Origin of the sequence: Paenibacillus sp. EKM301P (genome assembly GCF_011800295.1) — a bacterium.
Classification (GTDB): domain Bacteria; phylum Bacillota; class Bacilli; order Paenibacillales; family Paenibacillaceae; genus Paenibacillus; species Paenibacillus polymyxa.
On sequence record NZ_JAALFM010000001.1, the window covers coordinates 88,169 to 112,324 of the forward strand.

The 24,156-nt window shown below is 47.2% G+C and carries 24 protein-coding genes; 9 read left to right on the forward strand and 15 right to left on the reverse strand.

The features are described 5' to 3' along the window. Nucleotides 1-33: 33 nt before the first annotated feature. The 3 genes from hydG to HFD99_RS00385 all read right to left on the reverse strand — a co-directional run bounded on the left by hydG (nt 34) and on the right by HFD99_RS00385 (nt 4,419). Complete coding sequence (gene hydG / locus HFD99_RS00375) at nt 34-1,446, reverse strand: [FeFe] hydrogenase H-cluster radical SAM maturase HydG (protein WP_031461643.1); 1,413 nt, start codon at nt 1,444-1,446, stop codon at nt 34-36. A 49-nt stretch (nt 1,447-1,495) separates the two neighbouring features. Further along, nucleotides 1,496-2,548 (reverse strand): [FeFe] hydrogenase H-cluster radical SAM maturase HydE, encoded by a 1,053-nt coding sequence (gene hydE, locus HFD99_RS00380; protein WP_256620845.1) that lies wholly within the window; start codon nt 2,546-2,548, stop codon nt 1,496-1,498. A 254-nt stretch (nt 2,549-2,802) separates the two neighbouring features. Then, nucleotides 2,803-4,419 (reverse strand): alkaline phosphatase, encoded by a 1,617-nt coding sequence (locus HFD99_RS00385; RefSeq protein WP_019687829.1) that lies wholly within the window; start codon nt 4,417-4,419, stop codon nt 2,803-2,805. Nucleotides 4,420-4,659: 240 nt separating this feature from the next. On the opposite strand from HFD99_RS00385, the gene HFD99_RS00390 reads away from it, so the two are divergent. Continuing rightward, nucleotides 4,660-5,577: a LysR family transcriptional regulator gene (locus HFD99_RS00390; protein WP_017427573.1), complete on the forward strand. Its 918-nt coding sequence runs from the start codon at nt 4,660-4,662 to the stop codon at nt 5,575-5,577. A gap of 336 nt (nt 5,578-5,913) precedes the next feature. On the opposite strand, the gene HFD99_RS00395 is transcribed toward HFD99_RS00390, so the two are convergent. The 5 genes from HFD99_RS00395 to HFD99_RS00415 form a co-directional block, all read right to left on the reverse strand. Continuing rightward, complete coding sequence (locus tag HFD99_RS00395) at nt 5,914-6,054, reverse strand: hypothetical protein (protein WP_016822153.1); 141 nt, start codon at nt 6,052-6,054, stop codon at nt 5,914-5,916. A gap of 77 nt (nt 6,055-6,131) precedes the next feature. Then, a complete protein-coding gene (locus tag HFD99_RS00400) occupies nt 6,132-6,932 on the reverse strand; it encodes a hypothetical protein (protein WP_025365098.1) in 801 nt (266 codons plus the stop codon). Nucleotides 6,933-7,006: 74 nt separating this feature from the next. Further along, the gene (locus HFD99_RS00405; RefSeq protein WP_016822155.1) at nt 7,007-7,426 is read right to left on the reverse strand and encodes a hypothetical protein; all 420 of its coding nucleotides are present in this window, start codon (nt 7,424-7,426) and stop codon (nt 7,007-7,009) included. 235 nt (nt 7,427-7,661) lie between these two features. Beyond that, nucleotides 7,662-8,942, reverse strand: coding sequence for a helix-turn-helix domain-containing protein (locus HFD99_RS00410; RefSeq protein WP_031461644.1), 1,281 nt, complete (start codon nt 8,940-8,942; stop codon nt 7,662-7,664). Nucleotides 8,943-8,963: 21 nt separating this feature from the next. Continuing rightward, nucleotides 8,964-9,782 carry a carbon-nitrogen family hydrolase gene (locus HFD99_RS00415; RefSeq protein WP_123797326.1) on the reverse strand — a complete coding sequence of 273 codons (819 nt, stop codon included), beginning with the start codon at nt 9,780-9,782 and terminating at the stop codon, nt 8,964-8,966. Between the two features lie 178 nt (nt 9,783-9,960). Between HFD99_RS00415 and HFD99_RS00420 the strand changes: the two genes are divergently transcribed. From HFD99_RS00420 to HFD99_RS00455, 8 genes are all read left to right on the forward strand, one after another. Continuing rightward, nucleotides 9,961-11,142 carry a pyridoxal phosphate-dependent aminotransferase gene (locus tag HFD99_RS00420; RefSeq protein WP_123797327.1) on the forward strand — a complete coding sequence of 394 codons (1,182 nt, stop codon included), beginning with the start codon at nt 9,961-9,963 and terminating at the stop codon, nt 11,140-11,142. 241 nt (nt 11,143-11,383) lie between these two features. Then, complete coding sequence (gene proB, locus HFD99_RS00425) at nt 11,384-12,589, forward strand: glutamate 5-kinase (RefSeq protein ID WP_123797328.1); 1,206 nt, start codon at nt 11,384-11,386, stop codon at nt 12,587-12,589. 12 nt (nt 12,590-12,601) lie between these two features. After that, on the forward strand, nt 12,602-13,894 hold the full coding sequence (locus HFD99_RS00430; protein WP_123797329.1) for a glutamate-5-semialdehyde dehydrogenase: 1,293 nt from the start codon (nt 12,602-12,604) through the stop codon (nt 13,892-13,894). A 38-nt stretch (nt 13,895-13,932) separates the two neighbouring features. Continuing rightward, on the forward strand, nt 13,933-14,799 hold the full coding sequence (proC, locus tag HFD99_RS00435) for a pyrroline-5-carboxylate reductase (protein ID WP_016822162.1): 867 nt from the start codon (nt 13,933-13,935) through the stop codon (nt 14,797-14,799). Beyond that, the gene (locus HFD99_RS00440; RefSeq protein ID WP_123797330.1) at nt 14,796-16,007 is read left to right on the forward strand and encodes a 2,3-diketo-5-methylthiopentyl-1-phosphate enolase; all 1,212 of its coding nucleotides are present in this window, start codon (nt 14,796-14,798) and stop codon (nt 16,005-16,007) included. Before proC ends, HFD99_RS00440 begins: the two co-directional genes overlap by 4 nt. Next, complete coding sequence (locus HFD99_RS00445) at nt 16,004-16,681, forward strand: 2-hydroxy-3-keto-5-methylthiopentenyl-1-phosphate phosphatase (RefSeq protein ID WP_016822164.1); 678 nt, start codon at nt 16,004-16,006, stop codon at nt 16,679-16,681. Before HFD99_RS00440 ends, HFD99_RS00445 begins: the two co-directional genes overlap by 4 nt. Continuing rightward, a complete protein-coding gene (mtnB, locus tag HFD99_RS00450; protein WP_017427566.1) occupies nt 16,681-17,337 on the forward strand; it encodes a methylthioribulose 1-phosphate dehydratase in 657 nt (218 codons plus the stop codon). The genes HFD99_RS00445 and mtnB overlap by 1 nt, the downstream gene beginning before the upstream one ends. Before the next feature lie 218 nt (nt 17,338-17,555). Continuing rightward, nucleotides 17,556-17,888: a nuclear transport factor 2 family protein gene (locus HFD99_RS00455; RefSeq protein ID WP_123797331.1), complete on the forward strand. Its 333-nt coding sequence runs from the start codon at nt 17,556-17,558 to the stop codon at nt 17,886-17,888. A 14-nt stretch (nt 17,889-17,902) separates the two neighbouring features. On the opposite strand, the gene HFD99_RS00460 is transcribed toward HFD99_RS00455, so the two are convergent. The 7 genes from HFD99_RS00460 to asnS form a co-directional block, all read right to left on the reverse strand. Then, entirely contained in the window at nt 17,903-18,514 is a 612-nt protein-coding gene (locus tag HFD99_RS00460; RefSeq protein ID WP_025365106.1) for a flavin reductase family protein, read from the reverse strand. Nucleotides 18,515-18,675: 161 nt separating this feature from the next. Then, nucleotides 18,676-19,458, reverse strand: a complete 783-nt coding sequence (locus HFD99_RS00465; RefSeq protein WP_016822168.1) for a hypothetical protein — start codon at nt 19,456-19,458, stop codon at nt 18,676-18,678. Nucleotide 19,459: 1 nt separating this feature from the next. Next, nucleotides 19,460-20,719, reverse strand: coding sequence for a hypothetical protein (locus HFD99_RS00470; RefSeq protein WP_025365108.1), 1,260 nt, complete (start codon nt 20,717-20,719; stop codon nt 19,460-19,462). 82 nt (nt 20,720-20,801) lie between these two features. Beyond that, nucleotides 20,802-21,272 (reverse strand): hypothetical protein, encoded by a 471-nt coding sequence (locus tag HFD99_RS00475; RefSeq protein ID WP_123797332.1) that lies wholly within the window; start codon nt 21,270-21,272, stop codon nt 20,802-20,804. Continuing rightward, nucleotides 21,269-21,934 carry an RNA polymerase sigma factor gene (locus tag HFD99_RS00480; RefSeq protein WP_123797333.1) on the reverse strand — a complete coding sequence of 222 codons (666 nt, stop codon included), beginning with the start codon at nt 21,932-21,934 and terminating at the stop codon, nt 21,269-21,271. The genes HFD99_RS00475 and HFD99_RS00480 overlap by 4 nt, the downstream gene beginning before the upstream one ends. A 140-nt stretch (nt 21,935-22,074) precedes the next feature. Then, nucleotides 22,075-22,803, reverse strand: coding sequence for a DnaD domain-containing protein (locus HFD99_RS00485; protein ID WP_123797334.1), 729 nt, complete (start codon nt 22,801-22,803; stop codon nt 22,075-22,077). A gap of 3 nt (nt 22,804-22,806) precedes the next feature. Further along, on the reverse strand, nt 22,807-24,102 hold the full coding sequence (gene asnS, locus HFD99_RS00490) for an asparagine--tRNA ligase (protein ID WP_016822173.1): 1,296 nt from the start codon (nt 24,100-24,102) through the stop codon (nt 22,807-22,809). Between the last annotated feature and the right edge of the window lie 54 nt (nt 24,103-24,156).

Sequence of the window (24,156 nt, forward strand, 5' to 3'; positions counted from 1 at the left end):
CTTTTTATTTTCAAATGCTATTATTATCAATTGCTAAAAATACAAATCGCGCTCGCCTGCTTCTAATCGTTCAAGTCTGTCAAGCGTCAAACGGCGCGTTGATTCACGTGGTATACGCTCCAGATTTTCACGCAGAGCAGCAGCTCCCAATTCACGTGCTTCCTCATCCCCATAATCCAGCAGATATTCTTGGAAGGTCAGCAGCGAATTCGGCTGGCACACATTGTGAATTTGTCCGGATTTGGCAAGCTCCATAAAGCGATCTCCAGTTCGTCCCTCACGGTAGCAAGCTGTACAGTAGCTTGGCATATATCCGCCACGGCACAAACTTTTAATAATTTCCGATGGAGAGCGATGGTCTCCCACCTCAAATTGAGGCTTATCTTCCGTCTCCTGTTTTGCATAGGCGCCTACGCCTGTAGCTGATCCAGCACTAATCTGTGACACGCCTAAACCAATGACACGGTCTCTATATTCCGGCTCCTCGCGCGTAGACAGGATCATCCCAGCATAAGGGACAGCCAGTCGAAGAACGGATACAATTTTCATAAAATCATCATCGTTGACCAGGTACGGATACCGCTCCAGGTCTACATTTTCAGCCGGACGCAATCGTGGAACCGAGACCGTGTGAGGCCCGCAGCCAAAGGTTTCTTCCAAGTGTTCGGCATGTTTCAGCATGGCTACAGTTTCATAGCGGAAATCATACAAGCCATACAACACACCGATCCCCACATCATCTATACCCGCACGCATAGCCCGGTCCATTGCGGTGGTGTGCCAATCATAATCCCGTTTGGGTCCCTGCAGATGAAATTTGCGATAGCTCTCCCGATGATACGTTTCCTGAAATAAAATATACGTACCAATACCCACCTCTGCCAGTTTCCGATAGTCCTCCTCGGTTGTGGATGCAATATTCACATTAATCCGCCGAATGCTGCCGTTATCTACCTTGACCTCATAGATCTGGCGCAGACAATCGACGATATAATCAATGGGACAATGGACTGGGTCTTCCCCCGCTTCCAGTACGAGTCGCTTGTGTCCCAATTCTTGAAGCACTCTAACCTCCTCCACCAATTCCTCCGGGGTCAGGCGGCTACGCGTAAAGCTATCATTGGTATGCTTATACCCACAATATTCGCAGTTATTAACACAGTGATTGCTTACATATAAAGGAGCGAACAACACAATCCGGTTGCCATAAATCTGCTCTTTGACTGCTCGCGAAGATTTGAACATCTCTTCCAATAATTCAGGATCATCTACATGCAAAAGAGCCGCCGCTTCACTTGCATTCAGCCCGCGGCAGGCTCTGCCCTTTTCTAAAATTTCCAAAATGCGTTGTCGATTTGTTGCCTCTTGTTTCCCCTGCTCCACTGCGGCCATAATCTCTGCTTCATTAATAAAATCTGCTGACACTTTCTCCCGTACTCCACTCACGTATACCCATCTCCTTATTTATGGTTACTGCAATGTTTCCGTCACGTTCTCACACGGTCCCCTGTCTCATAAGCTGTCGTTGCACTCTCAAACTATCGCCGCGCCCCATATCGACTTCAAATCCCGCTCCACGGATTCGCAGCTCCAAGCAATGTCTACATTGGGCAGACTCATCGCCCAAACATATTTTATTCTCATAAATCGCATACTTAGGCCTCACCGCCAGTGGCGACAAATTAGGCATCACCACATTCGCTCCCGCCTGAAGCGCCTTCTCCCTTCCCTGGGGATGAATCGTCCCCATGGCCGTGGATGCCGGAATAAGCGCATCTGGAACGACCAACCGGGATAATGAAATGATATCAAGTGCCTTTTCCATGCTCCCCTGGCTGGCCTCACGAAGCGGCGTATTGCTATGTGGTAAAAAGGGGCCAATCCCGATCATATCTGGCGACAGGCTATGCAAATAGACCAAATCATCTGCTAATTCACTGTTCGTTTGTCCCGGCAATCCCACCATACATCCAGCCCCGATCTGAAAGCCGATCCGTTGCAAAGCCAGCAGCCGGCTACGCCTGCTTTCGATCGTCATCGTCGGATGCAGCTTGGCGTACAAACTGGGTGAAGCTGTCTCATGCCGGAGCAAAAAACGGTCCGCGCCCGCCTCGTATAGTTGCTCATAAGTTTCGTCATCCCGTTCACCGATGGACAATGTAACCGCCACATCTGCAAAACGGCTTTTAATTTCCCGAATTAGTTTCGTCAGCCGGGCAGCCGTAAACCAGTAATCTTCCCCACTTTGCAAAACAAAGGTCCGATAACCCAGTTCATACCCCTCCGCGCAGCAGGCCAGAATTTCTTCCGGCTGCAAACGGTAACGGTCTGCCTGTTTATTCGAAGCACGCAGCCCACAGTACATGCAATCCTGACGACATATACTTGAGAATTCAATTAATCCTCGTAAAAAAACACCTTTGCCATAACGCTCCAATTTGGTGCGAGCTGCCAGTTGGCGCAGTTGTGCTCGTAGCGTCGGCTCACTATCCAGACGTGTCAGCAGCTCCGTCATTTCCGTATGCGTCCATTCCTTGCCATCAGCCAGACGCAGTAATAATTCGTCCGTGACTCATCCCTTCTTCCCTCGTCCATCCGGACTTTACATCATCAGTGGCTTATATCGTACATGTATTATTCTAGCAACATCAGAGAGAATATAACGTGACTAGTTTCACAAAAAATCCCATTTTCTGAAAACCAATTTCATTCTCACCTTAAAAACTACATATTCATCTCTACACACAAAAAAAGCTGTTCCTCCGTTATAGAAGAAACAGCTTCTCCCGATAGGTCTATTTATCACTGAATCAAATCAATCGCCTGCTGGGGTACAAAATAATCAACGCCGTTAAATACGACTACACCGTTGAGCGTAGAATTTTTACCATTCAGTGTAGCAATATTTTTGTATACTGGAAGCTCCAGCTTGTTACTGCCTTTGGTCACCGTAATGACTTTCGTGTCCGCAGTAAACTTGGCTCCTTTAGCTTCAAAAGCGGCTTTTGCAGGAACAAACAGTTGCTTGCTGACTGTATCCAAATCCAGTCCAAGTACACGTGTCATATACTTATTTACATCTGTATTGTCGATGACACCGGATGGACGGTCACCGTTCGGCGCGTACGTGTACAACACGACATCACCCCCTGTGTGTCCACCTGTAGTCCAGCCAATATTGGCGCGTTTGCTAATAATTGGTCCGACGGCATAGTTCATGCTGCCTTCTTTGGCATCTTTAATTGTTTTTACTTCTTCGTCTGACAAATCGGTGATGCCAAAATACGTGGAAAGCACCTCTTTAATATTGCTGCGATCTGCATTCAGCTTGGATTCCAAGCCTTCACCCGTCAGCTTCGCTTTTTTCAATGGATCTATAAAAGAAGCTAAAGGCGTTTTGTCATAATTGCTAGTTGTATCACTGCTACCAATCGTCAATCCACCGTTTCCGTGGTCTGTCACTGCTACGACGACAGTATTTTGGTTTTGCTTGGCGTAATCAAGAGCAACCTTCACTGCATCGTCAAATGAAAGCACGTCACTAATAATTCCCGTTGGATCATTAGCATGTGCAGCCCAATCCACTTTACTGCCCTCTACCATTAAGAAAAAGCCTTTATCATTTTTGGATAACACATCAATGGCTTTCGTTGTCATTTCTGCCAAGCTAGGTTCCTTCGATGCATCGCGATCCAGGTCATATGCAAGAGCTTCAGGAGAAAAGCTGCCCCAGAGCTTGCTGGAGGTCGAATTTTTCAGCCCTTCAGGTGTTGTGACAAAATCATAGCCCTGGTCTTTAATTTGAGCAATTAAATCTTGGCCGTCCTTACGCCCTGCTGGCTCCAAAAACTTGCCGCCTCCACCTAACACAACGTCAACTCCGTTGTAGGCTTGTTGCATGCTGAGTGCATCATAATTTTTGCGGTCAGGATAATGTGCGGTAAAATCAGCTGGTGTCGCATGCATAATCTCCGAAGTAGCAATAATTCCGGTTGATTTCCCTGCTAGCTTGGAAGCCTCCAGAATGGAAGCTACAGGCTTTTTGGCGTCACCTGCTGCGATCGGTTGCTGTCCGGGCATCGTTGCTTCATCTGGGAGAACGCCTACATACCCAGTATGTGATTTATGTCCTGTGGCAAAAGCTGTACCCGCCGGAGCAGAATCGGCAATCGGTGCATCCGCAGAATGTGTACGCACCATCCCGCTTGCCATGCTGTCTAACGTTAAGGATGATCCTTTGTACCATCTAGCCAATGCAGTAGCGTCATTAGCCATGCCGTCTGGAATCAGAATAATTACATTTTTAATTGTCGTGTCCTTCTCGACTGCCATCGCTGTCCCGCCGCTTACGGTTAGCATCATCGTCGCTAGGAGTGCAGCTACCGATTTTTTCGTATGTATCCCCCAACATTTTAGCATTCATTTTCCTCCCAGACCTTTTTTTGTACAACCAGAACTAAGATTAATTATGTTTTATCAGGAGAATGTTAAGGGAATTAATTATCTATATTAAAAGACTCTATTTGTGAAAAAACGCTTCATCTTATATAAAACTTCTGACACATGAGACCCGTTAGGATTGGGCATTTAATTTTATTATTGTATAATCAGTCTATGATGTAATAGGAAAAGCTTATAAGATAAGGAGCATGAAATTCGATGGAATTCAGACAGCTTCAGTACACCCTGCAAATTGCAGCGGAAAAAAACTTCTCACGCGCAGCAGAAAAACTGCATATCGCTCAGCCTTCGTTGAGCCAGCAATTGTCCAAACTGGAAAAAGAGCTTGGGGTACTGTTATTTCAACGCAACACCAGCACGGTGGAACTAACACATGCCGGAGCAAGCTTTGTGGAAAAGGCAAAAAAAATAGTCGACGCGGTGGAACAGCTCCGACAGGAAATGGACGATATCTCTCAGTTGCGAAAAGGGAAGGTCGTCGTTGGCAGTATGCCTATCACGGGCTCCCATTTGCTGCCACATGTGCTGCCTGTATTCAAGAGGGCTCATCCAGACATTGAAATCGTGTTAGTCGAAGATTCATCCATGAATCTGGAGAAAAAAACGGCAAGTGGCGATACCGATCTCAGCCTGCTCTCTCTTCCCCTAGTAGAACCTACACTTTCTTATGTACCCATCGGTGAAGAGTGGATTGATCTCGCTGTTCCTCCAGGTCATCCCCTAGCCCTGCGTAAAAACGGTAATCAGCCGCAGCCAGTGCACATGGAAGAACTTAAAGACGAGCCTTTTGTCGTCCTGAAAAAAGGGCAAGGCTTTCGCAAGCTGACGATGGATCTGTGTCATCAGGCAGGCTTTGAACCTAATGTGGTGTTTGAAAGCACCAATATGGAGACACTCCAATCGCTCGTAGCGACAGGTATGGGAGTGACGCTCGTTCCCCGTTTTATCGCCCGCGCCGCCAGCAGCGAGTTTGTTCCAGCATTGCTGCCACTAGCCGAACCTACCCCCAGCCGTACCCTGGCGATTGCTTACCGGAACGGACGTTATTTGTCTAAAGCTGCCGAAGCTTTTATTGATACCTTCCGAGAAACGGTCAAGCAACTTTCTCAAAAGTAGCATCGAACGTGAAAAGGACCGTCTTCCTCCCCAGCCCAAGCCAGAGAGGAAGACGGTCCTGGGGCTTCGCCCCTATACTTTCAATACGGCATTTAGATCACGGGTTCGATTACACTGTTGCGATTGCTTCCCTCTGTCTTCAACGAACCACATTTCATGTTCATTTGAAATCCATGTCAGCCTCGCCTGATTACTCTACACTTGCTCGGAAACTCCACTTTATCCATCCCGCATCACTTCTTTCCTTAAGGTCTCTAGTCTTGGTATCCAAGAATGTCCTACCTCAGTTCCAATGTGCTGTGTGATCCCAAAGTGCCTGTCCTCGCCTTGTTGTGATCAGGGTCTCCCTACATGGGGGGGACTTTTATCCTGATCATAGCCCATTTCAAAGTTGTTTCCGACAACCTGTCTATTTAAGCCTCTCGGCCGTGACAGGCCATCCCTATTCGCCAGTTCGGATCTACTTTGGTTATCCATCGTTATCAACCTCCTGGTGTCGGGATACTATTATAATACACCTATGGGCTGTATCTGAAACAGATTCAACAATTTTTTTATCGGGATGAACCAAATGCTTGCTGCACGTCGGATTCACTCACTTGTGTCTTAATAACCAGTTTCGAAGGATCTTGAGGCGAATATATCACCTCTATAATACTTCCCTGTTGCAGTTTGGATAGTTGGGAAGAAAAAACTTCCTTTTGTGTGGTTACATTAAATGTTTCGCCATTGCTTTTCGTCACCGCTAGTGTAAATTGAAGCTTAATTTTATCGGGTCCAGCTTCCCCCATGGGTGTAACATCCAGTATCTTCGCGTAAGCCTGCTCACCGGTTTTGGCGATTTCCATCAGCTCAGGCGAGACGCCCTGCTTGACCATCTGCTCATTCATTAATGCTTGCAAATCCATTTGCGACACCTGACCTTTCAGGTCAAGACCTACCTTCATTTTGTCTTTCTCAGATACGATCAACGGAATGATCGAGCCCGGCTGAAATTGAGCCATGGAGGTCAAAGGAATAATCGTCGTCAAGGCAGTATCATATTTATCTTCACCCTGTTTGGTTACGGTCAACCCGAGCTTTACCTGTGGCTGATTGTTTACATAAGTCCCTGTTTGTTGAACACTTGTAATGATTCCAACCCCCGGAACACCCTTCTTGACTTTACCGCCACCAAAAAACAAACCTAAAATACCCGGTAGAAATATAAGCGCAAAGCCTGTATAAATTAACGGCCGATACCACGGGGCTTCCATAATTAAAAATGGATCATCCCATAAATATTCAGCCAGAAAAGGCGAAAATCCTACCCCAAACACCAGAAGTACCCCGATCAAACTCAAAAATCCTTTCATTCTCCAAAACCCCTTTTTCAATCATTTATTTAAAAAAATGTGCTCGCAAGAATGGTGAAATGCCCGCCAATCATTTACGCTGTCACCAGCCCCATATAAATCAGCTCTGATGGATTTGCCGGATTGCTACCCAGACCCACCACATCTCCAGGTCGCGGAATTTGCAGCTTAGATACGAGCGTTTCCAGCGTTTTTTGGTATCGATTGCCACTAACTTCCGTCACATCTAGTACAAGCACCACAATCGGATCAAAATTCACGAGCTTCCCGGTATCTGTTACCGAAATCACAACCGCAGTTGCTGCCATCGCCAAGCCTCCGTTAGCCGCCGTTTGAGCTTGTCTTGCCGAGTTTAAGCTCTGGTTGATCTGTTCCCGATGCTCTTTGGGGACCAGACCTTTCATAAATAATCCGGACAAGCCCTTATTCATCAGTTGATCTGCATGTTCTATCGCATCCTGCTGTTTTTTCTTCTTACCGAAAAAGTTCATCATGTGGTTGCACCTCATATTTTGTATTGTTGTACCTTATGAATTCAGTATAGAAGACGGTATCCAACACCACAATACGTTTTGACGCATACAAAAAAACCGAAAAAACAGCAGCTTTAAACTGTTTTTTGTCGGTTTAGTTTTGAGCTTTGGGGCGGTTTGCACAAAATTTTGCGCACTTCAGAGCATTCTTTTGCACGATCATCTGAATGTTTTGTGAAAAACGAGTGCATTCAGCCTATTTTTTACGCAAAAGATAGACCAGTTTACGATAATACGCTGATGATTCTTTATAGCGACGACTGTCCTCCGATACTACAGCCAGCGTTTCATATAGTTGCTCAAGCCGCGCTGGATGCTGGAGAGTTTCAAAATAAGGCAAACATTGCAGAGCATGCATCCAAAAAGCATCCTGTTTTCCCTGGGCAAGCGCAAGCTGGCTTTCATAAAAATCAAGCCCCATTTGCTGATCCGTTGTCAGATTAGTTTTACGTAGCTGATCCAGATGCTGTGAGAGCAGTCCCCAGTTTTTTCGGGCAAATGCAATCTCACAACGGTATATCAGCGTAACGGGCAGCATTATTTGTTGCATTTCCTCTCGCTCCCGACTCACCAATGCTTCAAAACGCACTACTTCCTCCAAGGCCTTATCCAGCTCGCCAATCGACGTCAGCATAATAATCCGATTGTTCAGGATCGTCGTAAGCATATCTGCCGCATTTTCCAAATAGACCAAATTCGCCTCCGCCATAGACAACGTTAACAGTGCTTCCTGTACAGAACCCATAGCAAAGCAATATCCGCTATAAGTCACGTACAGGCCCGTCAGACGGTGAAAGAGCCGATCATCATATACCCTGCGCATTGTTTGCTCAAACACCTGTTTGGCCTGATCAAATTGCTTGACCTGAATGCAGGCCTCCATCATAATGTTTTGCGCATTCAGCCAGTTTTCGGTTCCCTCATCCACCAGGCGGAGGAGCTGCGTAACGTTATTTAGTACATCATAATAATGATTTTTAGAGCGGAAATATTGAATTTTATAAAATAAAATTGCTTTTTTTAGTGGTGCGGGCAACTCCACCTCATCCGAGCGACCAAACCTCTCCAAATAAAAATTCAAATAGGTTTGATGCAAATATTCATAGGCTGTTGGGTCATTTAGCTGCTGGAAATAAACAGCCTTCATCAAATAAGTCGTCATTTCCACCACGAGCGAATCGTTGCGATCCTCCAACTGATCCACATAGCTTTCCGTAGCGGGATTAGCCAGCTTGGACAGCTCTGTGAAAATCGTATCCGCTGTAGCCAGCGTCTCCTCATCCTCTGCCGATGCACGTAATAGGTAGGAAGATTGTACACCTAGACGTTCAGCAATTTGCTCAGCTAAATCCTCAGCCAGCGGGTAACGGTCAGCCAATATATTCGCAAAATGTGCAGGGGTAACTAATCCGTCTACTAACTCTTTACGGGATAGGTTTTTCTTTTTACACAAAAATTCAATGCGTTCCTTAAGCATGGATTATCCTTTCTATACTGACTATCGGTCATACAGCAGGGGACGCCGATCTTCAAACACTGGAATACGCCCACGCACGTCCTGAACCAAGGCAGACTCAATTGAGCCTGTGAGAATCTCCTCCTGCTCTCCGCCTTCGGCAATCATTTCTCCCCATGGATCAATGATGAGCGAATGCCCGAAGAAATCGGTATCTCCACTACGACCTACCCGGTTACAAGCAATGACATACATCTGATTTTCAATAGCCCGTGCGGTCAGCAGGGTACGCCAGTGGTGAAGCCGGGGATGAGGCCATTCTGCAGGTACGATCAGCAAATTTGCGCCAGACAGGGCCAGACTGCGAGCCAGCTCAGGAAAACGGATATCGTAACAAATTGACGCCCCAGCCTGTATTCCGCCATCCAGTGTGAATACAACTTTCTCCTCGCCAGGCTGTAAATATTTCTCTTCATCCATAAGTCGGAACAGATGAATTTTAGAATACGACGCTACCTCTTTGCCTGTACGGTCAAAAACGAGCATCGTATTGTATACATGACCGTCGCTTTTTTTCTCTGCGATCGACCCTGCTACTACATTCACTTGATAAGTGGCGGCAAATGCCGCTATCCATGCCCGAGTCTCCGTGCCTTCTTCGTCCGCCAGCTCATGAATGCGATCCAAGGCATAACCTGTATTCCACATTTCCGGTAGAACAATCAGATCTGGCTTTTGTTCGGCCTTTACCGCTTGTTCCATTAAAGAACGGATATGATTGTGGTTTTCGGGAGGATTTCCTATCTCTATATGAGCTTGTATAAGTGCCACACCGAATGGCTGAGCTTCCTGATACGTCAAAGTTCTTCATCCTCTCTATGAGCCGGAACTTTTCCCGTGTCCCATTGTCCGGTATTTTCTCCCATCATAGCCCGATTAGTCTGGGTTACGCAACCATACAAGCTCAATTCCCCCTATACAACTCGGTAAAATCGTGATAGATTGTTTCTTAAACTATTCCAAAAGGTCGTGTACATTGATGACTCATTTTTCTATTCCCTCGGCTGACGTCATGAAACAGTTACCCACTCAATTTTTTGCCACACTTGTACAAAATGTAAACCGTGAAATTGCAGCAGGGCATGATGTCATTAATCTCGGACAGGGAAACCCGGACACTCCTACTCCATCTCATATTGTAAAAGCTTTGCAGGAATCAGCGGATAACCCGCTGTATCATAAATATTCTCCTTTCCGCGGCTACAGCTTTCTCAAAGAAGCCATCGTCCAGCGCTATCAGGAGGATTACGGTGTAACGCTTGACCCGGAAAGCGAGGTCGCCATCCTGTTTGGCGGAAAAACGGGCTTGGTTCAGCTACCGCAAGTTTTGCTCAATCCCGGCGATGTGTGTCTCGTCCCTGATCCCGGCTACCCGGATTACTGGTCTGGCGTAGCCTTGGCTAAAGCGGAAATGTCATTTCTCCCCTTAAAGGAAGAGAACCGTTTTCTGCCTGATTATGAAGCCATTTCCGAAGAAGATCGCCGCCGCGCCAAATTAATGTTCCTTAATTATCCGAATAATCCCACTGCGGCAACTGCCCCACTCTCCTTTTACGAGGATACGGTTGAATTTTCGCTACGTAATGGTATTGTGGTTGCCAGCGATTTTGCCTATGGCGCTATTGGATTCGATGGCAAGCGGCCTGTAAGCTTCCTACAGGCCGAGGGGGCTAAGGATGTGGGGATTGAGTTCTATACCTTGTCCAAAACATACAACATGGCCGGCTGGCGTGTTGGTTTCGCGCTCGGTAATGCCAAGATCATCTCGCTGATTAATTTGCTACAGGACCATATTTATGTAAGCCTGTTTGGAGGTATTCAGGCAGCAGCGGCGACAGCTCTGACGTCCTCACAGGAATGCATAACCGAGCTGGTTGCTCGCTATGAATCACGCCGCAACGCTTTTTATGATGCCCTTGGTCAAATAGGCTGGAAGGCGACGCGTCCAAGCGGCTCCTTCTTCAGCTGGTTGCCTGTGCCGCAGGGCTATACTTCGGCTTCTTTTGCCGATCTGCTACTGCGTGAAGTCAAGGTAGCTGTCGCTCCAGGGATTGGGTTCGGTAGCGGCGGCGAAGGATATGTGCGAGCAGGGCTTCTGAGCTCAGAAGCTCGACTGGCCGAGGCGGCTGATCGAATTGGCAAGCTAAACCTGTTTGGTTAAGCCGTATTTTCCAGCTACAACTTCTTTGCCAAACCTAGTCTTTTCGTGGTATTCTGTATCCAATATCATTTAGCGCGTTGAAGGGACTATTAAGAGAGGCTCGGTCCTGTTCAGAGAGTAAATTCCGATAGGCTGCAAGAATTTACCTGGACTCTCTCCCAACTCCTATCCCCGAGCGCCCTGCGCAATCAGGCGGTCCCTGCCGTTAACAGGTTTTAAGTGGGATGATCATGAATCATCAATGAAGGTGGTACCGCGGAAGCACAAACTTTCGTCCTTTGCATACAAAGGATGGAAGTTTTTTTGCATTAAAAAGAGTAAAATTAAGGAAGTGGACGTCTTGTCAACACGTATCGTCATTAAAATCGGTAGTAGCTCCCTGACTGGAGTGGAAGGTGGCCTGAATCGGGAAGCCATCGCTTATTTTGCTAGGGAAATCAGCTTGCTTCGTGCAAAAGGCCATGAAGTGCTGCTGGTTACATCAGGTGCTGTAGCTGCCGGATTTCGGGAGATTGGGTATCCCTTTCGGCCCAAACTGCTGCATGAAAAGCAAGCGGCAGCTGCCGTCGGCCAAGCTCTTCTCATGCAAGCCTATGAGCAGGCTTTTAAAAATTTTGACCTCGTAATCGCGCAGGTTCTGCTGACCCGTAGTGACTTTCTGAGCCGCAAACGGATGAACAATGCCGGAATGACTGTAGAAGAATTGCTGCGCCAGCAGGTTATCCCGATTTTTAACGAAAATGACACCGTATCGATTGACGAATTGAAATTCGGCGATAATGATATGCTGTCTGCACTAGTTGCCAATCTGGTCAAAGCCCAGCATTTGATTATCATTACGGATACCGATGGCGTATATACGGCTGACCCGCGCAAACATCCAAACGCTGTACGTTTTGAACGTATCGAGGAAATTACAGAGGAGATTTATGCATTAGCCGGAGGTTCTGGATCAGCAGTAGGAACTGGCGGCATGCGATCCAAAATCGAGGCTGCCAAAGTGGCTACACGCGGCGGTGTGCCTGTATATGTGGGACGGGTAAGCGAAAATGGTGATCTGGACGCAGCCGTCGAAGGACACGGACCGGGCACTTATTTTGATACTCACCTCTCCTCACTGCCGATGAAAAAACAATGGCTTGGCTTTATGTCCACCCCTCTGGGCTCGGTGCATGTAGACCAAGGGGCCGAAGAAGCGTTAGTACACGGAGGACATAGTCTGCTTCCGGTTGGCGTACGACGTGTCGAAGGCAGCTTTCATGCTGGAGATGTCGTTGAGGTACTGGGACCGGAAAATAAGGTATTAGGACGCGGCATCGTCAATTATGATGATGAACAGCTTGAAATGGTACAAGGTTTACCTAGCGGTGAGGTTGTGGGCAAAATTGGTCCCATCCATCGGCTTGAGGTGATCCACAGGGATGAATGGATTACATTATGTATGTAGGGAGGCCATAATATGAGTGATTTAACGACAAACACAGCGATAACAGAGGATAACCAGTTCAGCGAAGTACGAACCAAAGCAAGTCTCGCGAAAAAAAGTGCCGGGGTTATGAACCGACTGACTACAGCACAAAAAAACGAAGCATTGCTTGCTATGGCTGAAGCTCTAGTAAACCATGCAGAAGAGCTGATTGCAGCTAATCATAATGACCTGAAACGTGGACGGGAACTGGGAACGTCCGAATCACTGCTCGACCGCCTCAAGCTGACCGAGGAGCGAATCGGGGCTATTGCTGAAGGATTGCGGCAAATTGCGGCACTACCTGATCCGGTCGGCGACACGCTTGAGCAAATTGAACGTCCAAATGGTCTGCGGATTGAGAAAATACGTGTACCGCTGGGTGTCATCGGAATCATATATGAAGCGCGTCCAAATGTGACTGTGGATGCAGCGGGTCTGTGCTTGAAAACAGGCAATCCGGTTGTGCTGCGCGGGGGTTCGGCTGCTCTCTCCTCCAACCGCAAGATTATTGAAGTGCTTCAGCAGGCGCTAGACGCAACAGCCGTGCCACGCGAGGCGCTTCAACTCATTGAAGATTCAGACCGTGCCTCCGTCAGCGAAATGCTCACCTTGAACGGCTTGCTGGATGTAATTATTCCACGCGGGGGGCGTTCACTCATTCAAAATGTTGTTCAGAACGCTACCGTGCCTGTCATCGAAACCGGGGCTGGCGTATGCCATACGTTCTTGGACGCTACAGCGAATGTAGAAATGGCCGAAGCGATTACACTCAATGCGAAGGTACAAAGACCGTCCGTGTGCAATTCGATGGAAACACTGCTCGTACACTCGGATTATGCTCAAGCACATTTAACAGGATTGGCTGAACGTTTTCGTGATGCTGGGGTTGAGCTGCGCGGATGTGCACGGACACGAGAACTAGCTCCTTGGGCTGTCTCTGCGACGGAAGAGGATTATGGCACTGAGTACAATGATTACATTTTGAATGTAAAAGTCGTAAACAATTTGGACGAAGTACTGGAGCATATTGCCCGGTATGGCACGATGCATTCAGAGTGTATTGTTACTGAGAATAAAGCTCATGCTGAGCGTTTTCTGCAAGAAGTGGACGCGGCAGCCGTGTACCACAATGCATCCACCCGCTTCACGGATGGCTTCGAGTTTGGATTTGGTGCCGAGATCGGAATCAGCACACAAAAATTACATGCCCGCGGCCCTATGGGGTTGCCTGCCTTGACTTCAACCAAATACCGCGTGTACGGTACTGGACAAATCAGGGAATAATATCATAAATCAATCCGTATCTTTGGAGGTATGAATCCATGTGTGAATCACAAACAAAGGTGTTAATTAACGAGCAAATTACGTTTTTCGGTGCAGGTTCAATGGCTGAGGCTATTATTCGTGGGATGACGAATCGTTCTGTCGTTAAACGTGGCGGTATTACCGTCATCAACCGCAGTAATCAGGCTCGTCTTGAAGAACTCCAACAGCAATACGGAGTATTGTTCCAAACTGAGGATGCAGCCAAAACGGAACTGCTGCGTCATTCTCCAGTGATCGTGCTTGCCATGAAGCCTAAAGATGCTGCCGGGGCACTTGGACAGCTCGGTCCCCTTCTGTCAGATGAACAGCTGATCATTTCGGTCATCGCCGGGTTGTCTATTCGTACCATGCAAACGTTGCTTGGTCGCAAACAGCCAATCGCACGGACGATGCCCAACACATCCAGTTCGATTGGACTGGGAGCCACAGGCATCAGTTTTTCCAAGGAGATCAGCGAAACTCAACGTAAAAACGTGCTTACGATGTTCGAATCCGTAGGTACAGTAACGGTTATAGAGGAAGAGAAAATGGATGTACTGACCGGCATTTCCGGAAGCGGCCCTGCCTATGTCTACTACTTAATGGAGGCCATGATTGCCGGGGGAATCCGCGGTGGCTTGACTCCTGAACAAGCGCATGAACTAACAGTGCAAACTGCGCTTGGCGCAGCACGCATGGTCCAGCAAACCGGAGAGGAGCCTTCTGCCCTTCGTCATAAAATCATGTCTCCTAATGGCTCCACGGTAGCTGCATTGGAAACACTGGACAAAGGTGACTTCTACGAAACGGTGATTGCGGCGGTGCAGCGTTGCGCTGAACGATCCCGCGAGATGGGAGCTGTACTTAAGGAGGGAATTGAGTGAGCTATTGCCTGGCGACCTACCGAATATACGATGACAAAGCTGATTTTAAGCAAAAGGCCCAATCTATTGCCATCGGCATGACGGTGGGCAGCTGGACTGAGCTCCCGCAGGCCAAGCGGGATGCGATGCAAAAGCATCTCGGCTCTGTTCAATCTGTGGATATTCACGATGGAGGTCCCGGTGAGCGGTACGCCGACTTAACGATCGCTTACCCGGATGTCAATTTCAGCCGTGATATTCCCGCATTGTTGGTTACGGTCTTCGGCAAAATTTCGATGGATGGCCGAATTAAGCTGACGAAGCTGGGTTTCTCGGAAGCATTCCTCTCTGCTTTTTCAGGTCCGAAATTCGGTATCAGCGGCTTGCGTGAGCAGCTTGGCGTGTATGACCGGCCTCTGCTCATGAGCATTTTCAAATCCGTAATTGGGCTCAATTTGGACGAACTGCGTGAACAGTTTACCCGTCAGGCTCTCGGCGGCGTTGATCTGATCAAAGATGACGAGATCTTGTTTGAAAATGGGCTGACGCCGATTGAAAAACGTGTCGAAGCCTGTATCCGGGCTGCCGAAGCGGCTGAACGTGAAACTGGTAAAAAGCTGCTGTATGCCGCTAATTTAACCGGTCCAACCTCGCAGCTCAAGACGCAAGCCCTCAAGGCTATTGACGCAGGCGCGAACGCGTTACTGTTTAACGTGCTGGCCTATGGTTATGATGTGCTGCATGAGCTTAGCAGCGATCCCGCCGTTTCGGTACCGATTGCAGCCCATCCTTCATTAGCAGGTGCTGCATACCCATCACCTCATTATGGTATATCGGCGTCCGTCCTGCTTGGTCAGCTTATGCGGCTAGCTGGTGCTGATCTCGTTCTCTTCCCTTCCCCCTATGGCTCAGTGACAATGCCGCGTAAGGAAAACATGGCGATTCGCGACGAGCTGATCACCCCTGCTCTACCGCTGAAGACCAGCATGCCTGTCCCTTCCGCAGGGATACACCCCGGTCTGGTGCCACTCATTGTACGCGACTTTGGTACTGATGTGGTGGTTAACGCCGGGGGCGGTATTCACGGACATCCACTGGGTACGGAAGCTGGTGGGCGCGCTTTTGTGCAGGCGATTGAGGCGGTGCAGCAGAATGTCCCGCTGGCCCAATACGCCCGCACTCATCCTGAGTTGCAATCTGCGCTCGACACGTGGGGAGGCGAACGATGAGCACAGCCAAGAAGCCTGTCATTTTTTGTGATTTTGACGGGACCATTACGAACAGTGATAATATTGTCGCTATTATGAAGCATTTTAAGCCTGTGGGCTATGAGCCCATCATGCATCAAATTGTGAACGGGCATATGTCCATTCGTGAAGGCGTAGGTGCGATGTTCGCCTTGATGCCTTCGAAGCTTAAGGAAGACGTTATCTCATATGTACTTGGACAAGCGGGTATACGTCAGGGCTTTGCACGCTTTTTGGACTTTGTACGAGAGCAGCAGATTGAATTTTTCGTTACTAGCGGCGGCATTGATTTTTTTATTGATCCATTGCTAGAACCGTTCGGCATCCCGCAGGATCACATTTTTTGCAACGGAGCGGATTTTTCCGGGGCTCACATCCAGATCACGTGGCCGCATCGGTGTGAGGAGCCATGTAAGAATGACTGTGGCATGTGCAAAACGACCGTCATTCGTCAATACCCTCCCGAGCAATACGAACGGATTTTGATTGGCGACAGCCTGACAGATTTTGAAGGAGCCAAAATTGCCGACCTTGTGTACTCCCGCTCACATCTGACATTAAAGTGTCAAGAGCTTGGCGTACCGCATGTACCCTTTGAGACATTTGACGATATTATCGAGGATTTAAAGCAAAAACAGGAGCAGGGGGTACTGTAATGAGTTTTAACTTGGCAGACATTTCGTTTGAGGAAAAACGCCGTTCACTGGAAGAACTCGCTGATGTCAAGGAGCTATTCGCCTCTCGCAACTGGTTCCCAGGTACAAGCGGTAATCTGTCGATCCGAATCGGTAATTTTCACCCAGAACAATTTTATTTTGCAGTCACCGCTAGCGGCAAGGATAAGACCAAACGTACTCCTGAGGATTTTCTGTTCGTAGACCAATACGGAAAAGCGGCAGAAGCCACAAACCTCAAGCCAAGTGCAGAGACGCTCATCCATTGCGAAATTTACCGCCTGACAGGCTGTGGAGCAGTTTTTCATGTGCATACCGTGTTTAACAACCTGATTTCCGAATATTACGGTGAGCAGGGCTTTGTACCTGTGCAAGGCATCGAGCTCATTAAGGCTTTTAACATTTGGGAGGAAAATGCCGCCATTCAGATTCCCGTACTGCCAAATTATGCTGACATCGCCTCAATTGCCAAGCTGGTACCAGACGTGCTGAATGATCAGGTTCCAGGCATTTTATTGCGTAATCATGGCATTTATGCATGGGGTTGTGATGTGTTTGAAGCTAAAAAGCATCTGGAGGCGTTTGAATTTCTGTTTGAAACGACCTATCGCTCCCTGCTACTGAAAAATTCGAAATGAATAAATCATAAATATTAAAGATGCGTATCATTGAATGGTAAAAATGGTCATTGAATATCGAGAACGGTACCTAGCGAAAGCACGGAACGTTCTCTTTTTTATTTAAAAAAAGCAACCTATCCTACTGGCTACCTAAAAACTAACCTGTTTTCTCAAATGGACTTTTTTAATCCCATGAAGGTATCACTGAAAATTGAAAGGCAACCTGGGGTGATAAGTTGAGTAAAGAATTAAAAGATATAATATTAAGTTTAGAAAAGCAGTTAATGCATGCTCGAAGAGAGGATTTTGAAAAACTATTAGCTCATGACTATATTGAGTATGGTTCGTCGGGTAGAAAGTACGACAAGTCAATGCAATTAACCTTTTTAAAGAGTAGGTCTCCATTGAACCATATACCATTTATAATTACTGACTTTAACATAAGGTTGTTATCTTCAGAAATTGTGCATGCAACATACTGTACTGAGTCAAATGATACCGGAATTAAATCATTAAGAAGTTCAATTTGGAAATTAAATGAAGGGCAATGGCAAATTTCAATATTGTAAAAAAACAACGTCCCCTATTGGGGACGTTCCAGCGTGAATTGCTCTCCTAGCTTTGCATAGTTGTTTCCAGCCAACCGACTCACCGGACGCAACTCCTTGGCAATCACATATGTATTTTGGTACGCTTCCTCTGATAAATGATACTGCACTACGCGCCCAATTAATAGGTCACAGGCAGGTGTGTCCTCCTTGCCTCCCAGCGGTATCACCTTCTCCAAAATACATTCCATACGTATTTTCGCTTCAGTCACACCGGGAACTGCAATTTTTGTACTCTTTATTGGGGTGAGACCTGCCAGTGTAACCTCACTCTCCTCCGGCGACAGACGAGAAGCCGTCACATTCACTGCCCCCACATTGTCTTCGTCTGTAATATGTACGACAAAAGCATTGTGCTCCATCGCATTACGCGCTGTATCTTTAGAAACTCCATCGACACGCTGTACGGATACAGACAGCAGTGGCGGCTCGGCGGCAACGATGGAAAAATAACTGAACGGAGCACCATTCAGCACCCCTTCGCTACTCAAAGTCGTTACAAACGCTACTGGCCTTGGGATAATACTCCCGGTCAACAGCTTATAATTTTCACGCTCTGTAAGTGTGTCAGGATTTAAAGAAATCATTTTTCCCCTCTTTTCCGACTACATTCGCTTCGAATGTATATCATCAAGTTACGCCTGGTAAGCAACTACATCTTATAACCAGTCACATGGTGCAACTCAGGCTTCCCTAACAAGTATCGCGTGAATGATACAAAATGTAAAGCTGAAGCTAGAAGCCCTCTCTATTTTTCAATCACATTCCCCTGACTGTCACGCACAGTAACCGCTATTCCCTCAGGGACAGCAATGGTAACGTCAAGCTGATGATGTGTCTGCATAAAACGTGTGGGAACCTGGCTGAGAAGTACATATAGTGTGTCTCCAATTTGCTTTGTCTGATAGAGCTCCGTTCCTTTGAAATCATCCTCATTGCCTGTATATATATAATTCCCGAACACATGCACCTCCGGTGAGGTGGTTGCGTCAATTTTGACCGCATAGGGATCTTCTCCCTGTACAATCACCTTGGTCACTCCGGCAGGCAGTTTTTCATGCCAGTCTGGGAGAGTCCTTGTTTCCTGAACCGAACTCATCATTTCTCTGACTTGCGGAGTGATGCCCAATGAGCTGACTAAGGCAAATCCGATACAACAAAAAACCAATATCGCCGTAATAAACATACTGAACAGATCATAGCGAATGCGCTCACGTGTCCCTTTCCAAGCGGTATACATTAAAATCTCCAGTCCCAGCAAAACAAACACGACAGGCCACCACGTCAATGCTTGATCCAGTATGCCCGCTCCCCAAAACTTAGACGCAAACGTTACGCCGCCCAGCAGTACCAGAAAAAGCCCCATGGACAGCCTTCCAACTTTCCACACACCTGTTGGAGCGTTTGAGCTCTTGGAGGTGCCATTCTTATGGGATGAAGTACCCAATAAACCTATTGCCCCAGTCACGTCGCTCTGAGAGTGATGGGCTCCCTTAAAGGAAGCCTCACTCTTTGAAAATTCAGTATCCATTCTATCGTTTCTCCTTTGCTCGCTTCAATTTGGAATTACCGATCATCATCCAAACACCGCCGCCAATTAATAGAAGGGAGACAATAATGGTTCTTAAATACATATCAACTAAATTGTAAATTTGTCCATCCGGGAACAGACGGTCCAGTGTCGGAACAAGTACGTTAATCAGGATGTAGTATGCACCTAGCAGAAGCAGTCCCAAGCCTACCCAGCGATGATATTGAGCAAACATACCGATCACAGGCTTGTCGATCAGCTGCTCCTGCCCATAACGGCTTACCTGCTGCAATGCATCAAAAAAGCTGTAAAACCAGACCACCGGGATTAGAAACAAAAAGAGTGAAAGATGCAGCACGTCCAGTATATAGATAAATCCTAAAAACAGTAGCATGAGCTGTAGTCCACGTTTTTGCAACCCAATATACATATGTCCGGCACCAGGAAATACCGATAAAATGGTAGCCAGCATTTTACTACGACGTCCCTCAACTCTTCCATGCTCCAGTTCCTCAAACAAAGTCCGGTCCTGAAGAATGTCTCCAGCTTGTTTACGATGTACATGCTGCACCGCATCAAACATGCAATACAGCCAAATAATCGGCAACACGCCTGCAAACGCCAAAAATCCGGATTCGTTCGTTATGCTAGTAATAAAGATGAGGATCGCGCCAAAGCCAAAGAAGGATAACAGAAAAGACAAGCCACGCTGCATCAGCCCCAAATGAAGGTGCCCCAAACCCGGAATGAATGACAGCAAAATCGTAAAAAATCGTTCATTATCCGATCCTTTTTGAAAAGCAGGTGATCCTGCCATACCATAGTATCCTTGTTGATAATACCCGGGACCAGATCCCATACCTCCCCCCGTGGTATTCGTGCCTGTGTCTGTTGCTCCCTCCGGCACCTCTCCTGTTAAACCAGCCTCTCCATAAGGTTCACTTTGCGAGTAAAAGCCATATGGATTGGGTCCTGCATGAGGGGGGTATGGAGCAGCGACTGCACGAGGATCATAACGTAATAAGCTAATCACGATATGCAGCATGCAGAGTCCCCATAAAAGGGCAGCAATAAACATACCCACCAAAAAAAACGCTCCGTCACTTGCTACCACTGACAAAAATATTCCCCCTGCCAGACATCCGAAAAACAAAATGGTATAGACAAACGCATTGGCTTTTCTGGTCCAGTAATAGTGTCCTACACCCGGAATGATGTTCAATAGAAATGCCAATAGCTTGCTTCGTTCCGTATAAGGCATCGCTACACTTCCTTTCTATTTATGGAATCTTGGTAAAATTCCCAACTGAAGTTTAAACTTGTTCGTCTTACCCTTAACTTATTTAGGGCTTTAATTTATCGAGCCAGGTTGTCGTAGCTTGCATGACTTCTTCACTGTAAGAGACGCGTTCTTTTGAAGGAACCGGCTTATTGCCTGTTTGCGGCATCATTTTGTCAAAGGCTCCACTGGATAGCAAGATCAACGTCAGACTTGCGGCAATAACATAGTGGAACACAGGTTTTTCAAACCAACGACGTTTTTTGAACATAATTTGACTCGGTTCAGCTTCTATATTAGGAAGAACGGCCATTACCTGATCTGTGAAGTGCTCTGTATCCATCCAGGCAGAGTGTTCTTCCAATGTCGGCTCTAATTGCTCCAGTGCGACAAGATATAGCATCAGCGCTTGTTCATCTTCCAACAAGAGCTTTTCCAGTCGGGTAGATTCCTCTATCGAACAAGTTCCTGTAATGTATGCATGCCAGTCATTCGTTTGCCCTTCCATCCACGGTCTATCCTGTTGGTCAGTCATTGCCATTCCTCCTCCTTCCAGTGATTCCGAATCCATAGTCGGGCCCGATAGAGTCTGGACTCTACCGTTTTTAAAGCTACCTGCGTCTCTTCTGCTATTTGATCGTAGGTTTTGCCCTGCATATAGTAAGCTTGAATAATATCTCGATGCTGCTGGGGCAACTGGGCGATTTTTTGTGATAGTTCTACCGTTTGCTCTTCACGGATGAGACGGGCCAGTACATCTTCATCCGGGGAAGGGAGCTGCACAAGGGATTGTGCCACGTCTATGAGCTCTGCGGGCCGCCTGTCTTGTTTGCGCTTGATATCCAGCGCTTTATGAAGCGCAATTCGGCTCAGCCACGTTTTAAACCCTTCGTTCCGGTACTGGGGGAGAGACTTGTACACCTGAACGAACGCCTCCTGCGCGGCATCCTCCGCTTCCTTGCTGTCATGCAGTACCGAATAGGCCACATGAAATACATGCTTGCTGTACAGCTCTACGATCTCACGGAACGCCTGCCGATCACCGGACCGGATTCGTTCAATGATTCTCTCTATATCAATGACGCTCTCCCCCTTCCCAATACTATAGACGCCAGGAATTTTTCTTCCCCTGCATATTTCTAAAAAAAATTTAAAAAGGACACACCCTCCTAATCGGAAGGGTGTGTCCTCTATCATTAAAGTCTACTTGCTCACTTTAAATTTCTGCCCTACATTACATGTTGCACAAGCGATACTCCGCGTTGTCCATGTATCGCCATTTCAATGTGACAGCCATAGCGCATCAATTTACTACCTAAAAGGCTCAGTGTGCTACTTTAATTGCGACCGCCACCACGGAATCGCTGGGCATATTCTTTCACATCCTGTGCATTACGAACCCGGTTTCGGCTCCACTCTAGCAGAATGCGATCTATATACCGGAAATGTACCTTCCCAGCAAACACCGCTTCCTTCAGGGCCAGCAAAATAAGCTCCTCCGGATACCGATCCTGATCCACCCAACTGCTGATCGTCTCATATTCCATCGGTGATAATGGTCGGCCGAATTCTTTCTCAAAAATTGTGAATAAATTTCGTTCTTCTGTAAGTGGAGATTCCGATACTCCATTCAGTAAATCCGGCTTCCCGGTAAACAAAATGTCATCTTCATCGTGCTGCTCCGAACGCTCGGCGATCATACATTCAGCCAGCTTGCGATACAGACCCGCCAAGTTATAACGTTCAAATTGGACGGATGAACTGCGGTCTTCCACGGAATCTATTCGCAAAAACCCTTCTTTCATGAGCTTACTGAAATAAAGCGCGATTTCGTTTGCAGTGCACCCAATTCGAGCCTGCAATTGCTCCCATGTCGGAAATTCATTACGTTCCGCTTGTTTAAATGCAAGTAACTGCATCAGTAGCAGCATTTCACCATCCGTCAGCCGAAGCGTCCGATAATGCTTGAGCAGAGCGTAGGGAATTTGAACCATTCCGGTTTCCATAGCATAGGCTACTCCCTCCGCCCAATCTGCCGCTGATGTCTTATCAAATGATCCTGTCATTGATTATGGATACAAACGATACAGCATACGTGGGAACGGAATCGTTTCACGTACATGATCGAGTCCACAAATCCATGCTACTGTACGCTCCAGTCCCAATCCAAAGCCAGAATGCGGAACGGTACCATAGGTGCGCAGATCCATATACCATTGGTAGGCTTCGCGTGCCAGGTTATGCTCGTTAAAACGTTCTTCCATCAATGCTGGATCGTCAATTCGTTGGGAACCCCCGATAATTTCGCCATAACCTTCAGGAGCGATCATATCGGCACACAGAACAACCTCTGGGCGGGATGGGTCAGGTTTCATATAGAATGCTTTAATGTGAGTCGGCCAATGCGTAATGAACACAGGCTTGTTATATCTTTCGGCAATAGCTGTTTCATGAGGAGCACCGAAGTCTTCTCCCCACGGGATGTCGAATCCTTCACCTTGAAGGAAGGCAATCGCCTCATCGTACGTAATCCGTGGAAACTCACCTTGAATTTGCTCCAGCTTCGAAACATCGCGTCCGATAGCTTCAAGCTCCTTCGCACAATTTTTCAGAACAGACTGCACGATATGGCTTACAAACTGCTCCTGAACGCGCAAGGATTCTTCGTGATCCACAAAAGCCATCTCAGGCTCGATCATCCAGAACTCAATCAGGTGACGACGTGTTTTGGACTTTTCCGCACGGAAGGTTGGACCAAAGGAATATACTTTACCCAGCGCCATTGCCGCAGCTTCCATGTACAGCTGTCCGCTTTGTGTCAAATAAGCATCCTCGTCAAAATATTTGATGTGGAACAACTCAGTTGTACCTTCCGCAGAAGAAGGAGTCAAAATAGGCGGGTCTACCTTCGTAAAACCGTTGCCGTTGAAAAATTCCTGTACAGCACGGATAATTTCCGCCCGTATGATCAGAACCGCACGTTGCTTGGCGGAACGTAGCCACAAATGGCGATGATCCATCAGGAAATCTACACCGTGCTCTTTTGGGGTAATCGGGTAGTTTTCGGTCAAATGAATGATTTCAATACCTGTAACCGTTAATTCATAGCCCGATTGACTGCGCGGCTCCTCTCGCACGATTCCAGTTACATAAAGGGAGCTTTCTTGTGTCAGGGATTTGGCGTCATTCCAAATATCCTCAGACACTTCGCTTTTTACGATAACCCCTTGAATATACCCGCTGCCATCACGTAGTTGCAGGAACTGAATTTTACCACTAGACCGCTTATTGTTTACCCAAGCGCCAATTGTAACCGTTTCCCCTACATGGCGACCCACTTGGGCAATCGTACTTTTATTTGTCATGACCGTCTCTCTCCTTGAACCGAAAATCAAACAGCCCTCCCCCTTGGGTTAGGC

Coding starts and splice junctions, on each gene's coding strand:
- HFD99_RS00400 (WP_025365098.1), bottom strand. CDS start 6,932: ATGAAAGGATTTTTGAGTTTGATCGGGGTACTTCTGGTGTTTGGGGTA.
- asnS (WP_016822173.1), bottom strand. CDS start 24,102: ATGACAAATAAAAGTACGATTGCCCAAGTGGGTCGCCATGTAGGGGAA.
- HFD99_RS00460 (WP_025365106.1), bottom strand. CDS start 18,514: ATGATTTCTTTAAATCCTGACACACTTACAGAGCGTGAAAATTATAAG.
- proB (WP_123797328.1), top strand. CDS start 11,384: ATGAAGGTGGTACCGCGGAAGCACAAACTTTCGTCCTTTGCATACAAA.
- HFD99_RS00445 (WP_016822164.1), top strand. CDS start 16,004: ATGAGCACAGCCAAGAAGCCTGTCATTTTTTGTGATTTTGACGGGACC.
- HFD99_RS00465 (WP_016822168.1), bottom strand. CDS start 19,458: ATGGATACTGAATTTTCAAAGAGTGAGGCTTCCTTTAAGGGAGCCCAT.
- HFD99_RS00385 (WP_019687829.1), bottom strand. CDS start 4,419: ATGCTAAAATGTTGGGGGATACATACGAAAAAATCGGTAGCTGCACTC.
- HFD99_RS00405 (WP_016822155.1), bottom strand. CDS start 7,426: ATGATGAACTTTTTCGGTAAGAAGAAAAAACAGCAGGATGCGATAGAA.
- HFD99_RS00410 (WP_031461644.1), bottom strand. CDS start 8,942: ATGCTTAAGGAACGCATTGAATTTTTGTGTAAAAAGAAAAACCTATCC.
- HFD99_RS00485 (WP_123797334.1), bottom strand. CDS start 22,803: ATGACAGGATCATTTGATAAGACATCAGCGGCAGATTGGGCGGAGGGA.
- HFD99_RS00475 (WP_123797332.1), bottom strand. CDS start 21,272: ATGACTGACCAACAGGATAGACCGTGGATGGAAGGGCAAACGAATGAC.
- HFD99_RS00390 (WP_017427573.1), top strand. CDS start 4,660: ATGGAATTCAGACAGCTTCAGTACACCCTGCAAATTGCAGCGGAAAAA.
- HFD99_RS00480 (WP_123797333.1), bottom strand. CDS start 21,934: ATGATAGAGGACACACCCTTCCGATTAGGAGGGTGTGTCCTTTTTAAA.
- HFD99_RS00420 (WP_123797327.1), top strand. CDS start 9,961: ATGACTCATTTTTCTATTCCCTCGGCTGACGTCATGAAACAGTTACCC.
- HFD99_RS00470 (WP_025365108.1), bottom strand. CDS start 20,719: ATGCCTTATACGGAACGAAGCAAGCTATTGGCATTTCTATTGAACATC.
- proC (WP_016822162.1), top strand. CDS start 13,933: ATGTGTGAATCACAAACAAAGGTGTTAATTAACGAGCAAATTACGTTT.
- mtnB (WP_017427566.1), top strand. CDS start 16,681: ATGAGTTTTAACTTGGCAGACATTTCGTTTGAGGAAAAACGCCGTTCA.
- HFD99_RS00395 (WP_016822153.1), bottom strand. CDS start 6,054: ATGGATAACCAAAGTAGATCCGAACTGGCGAATAGGGATGGCCTGTCA.
- HFD99_RS00430 (WP_123797329.1), top strand. CDS start 12,602: ATGAGTGATTTAACGACAAACACAGCGATAACAGAGGATAACCAGTTC.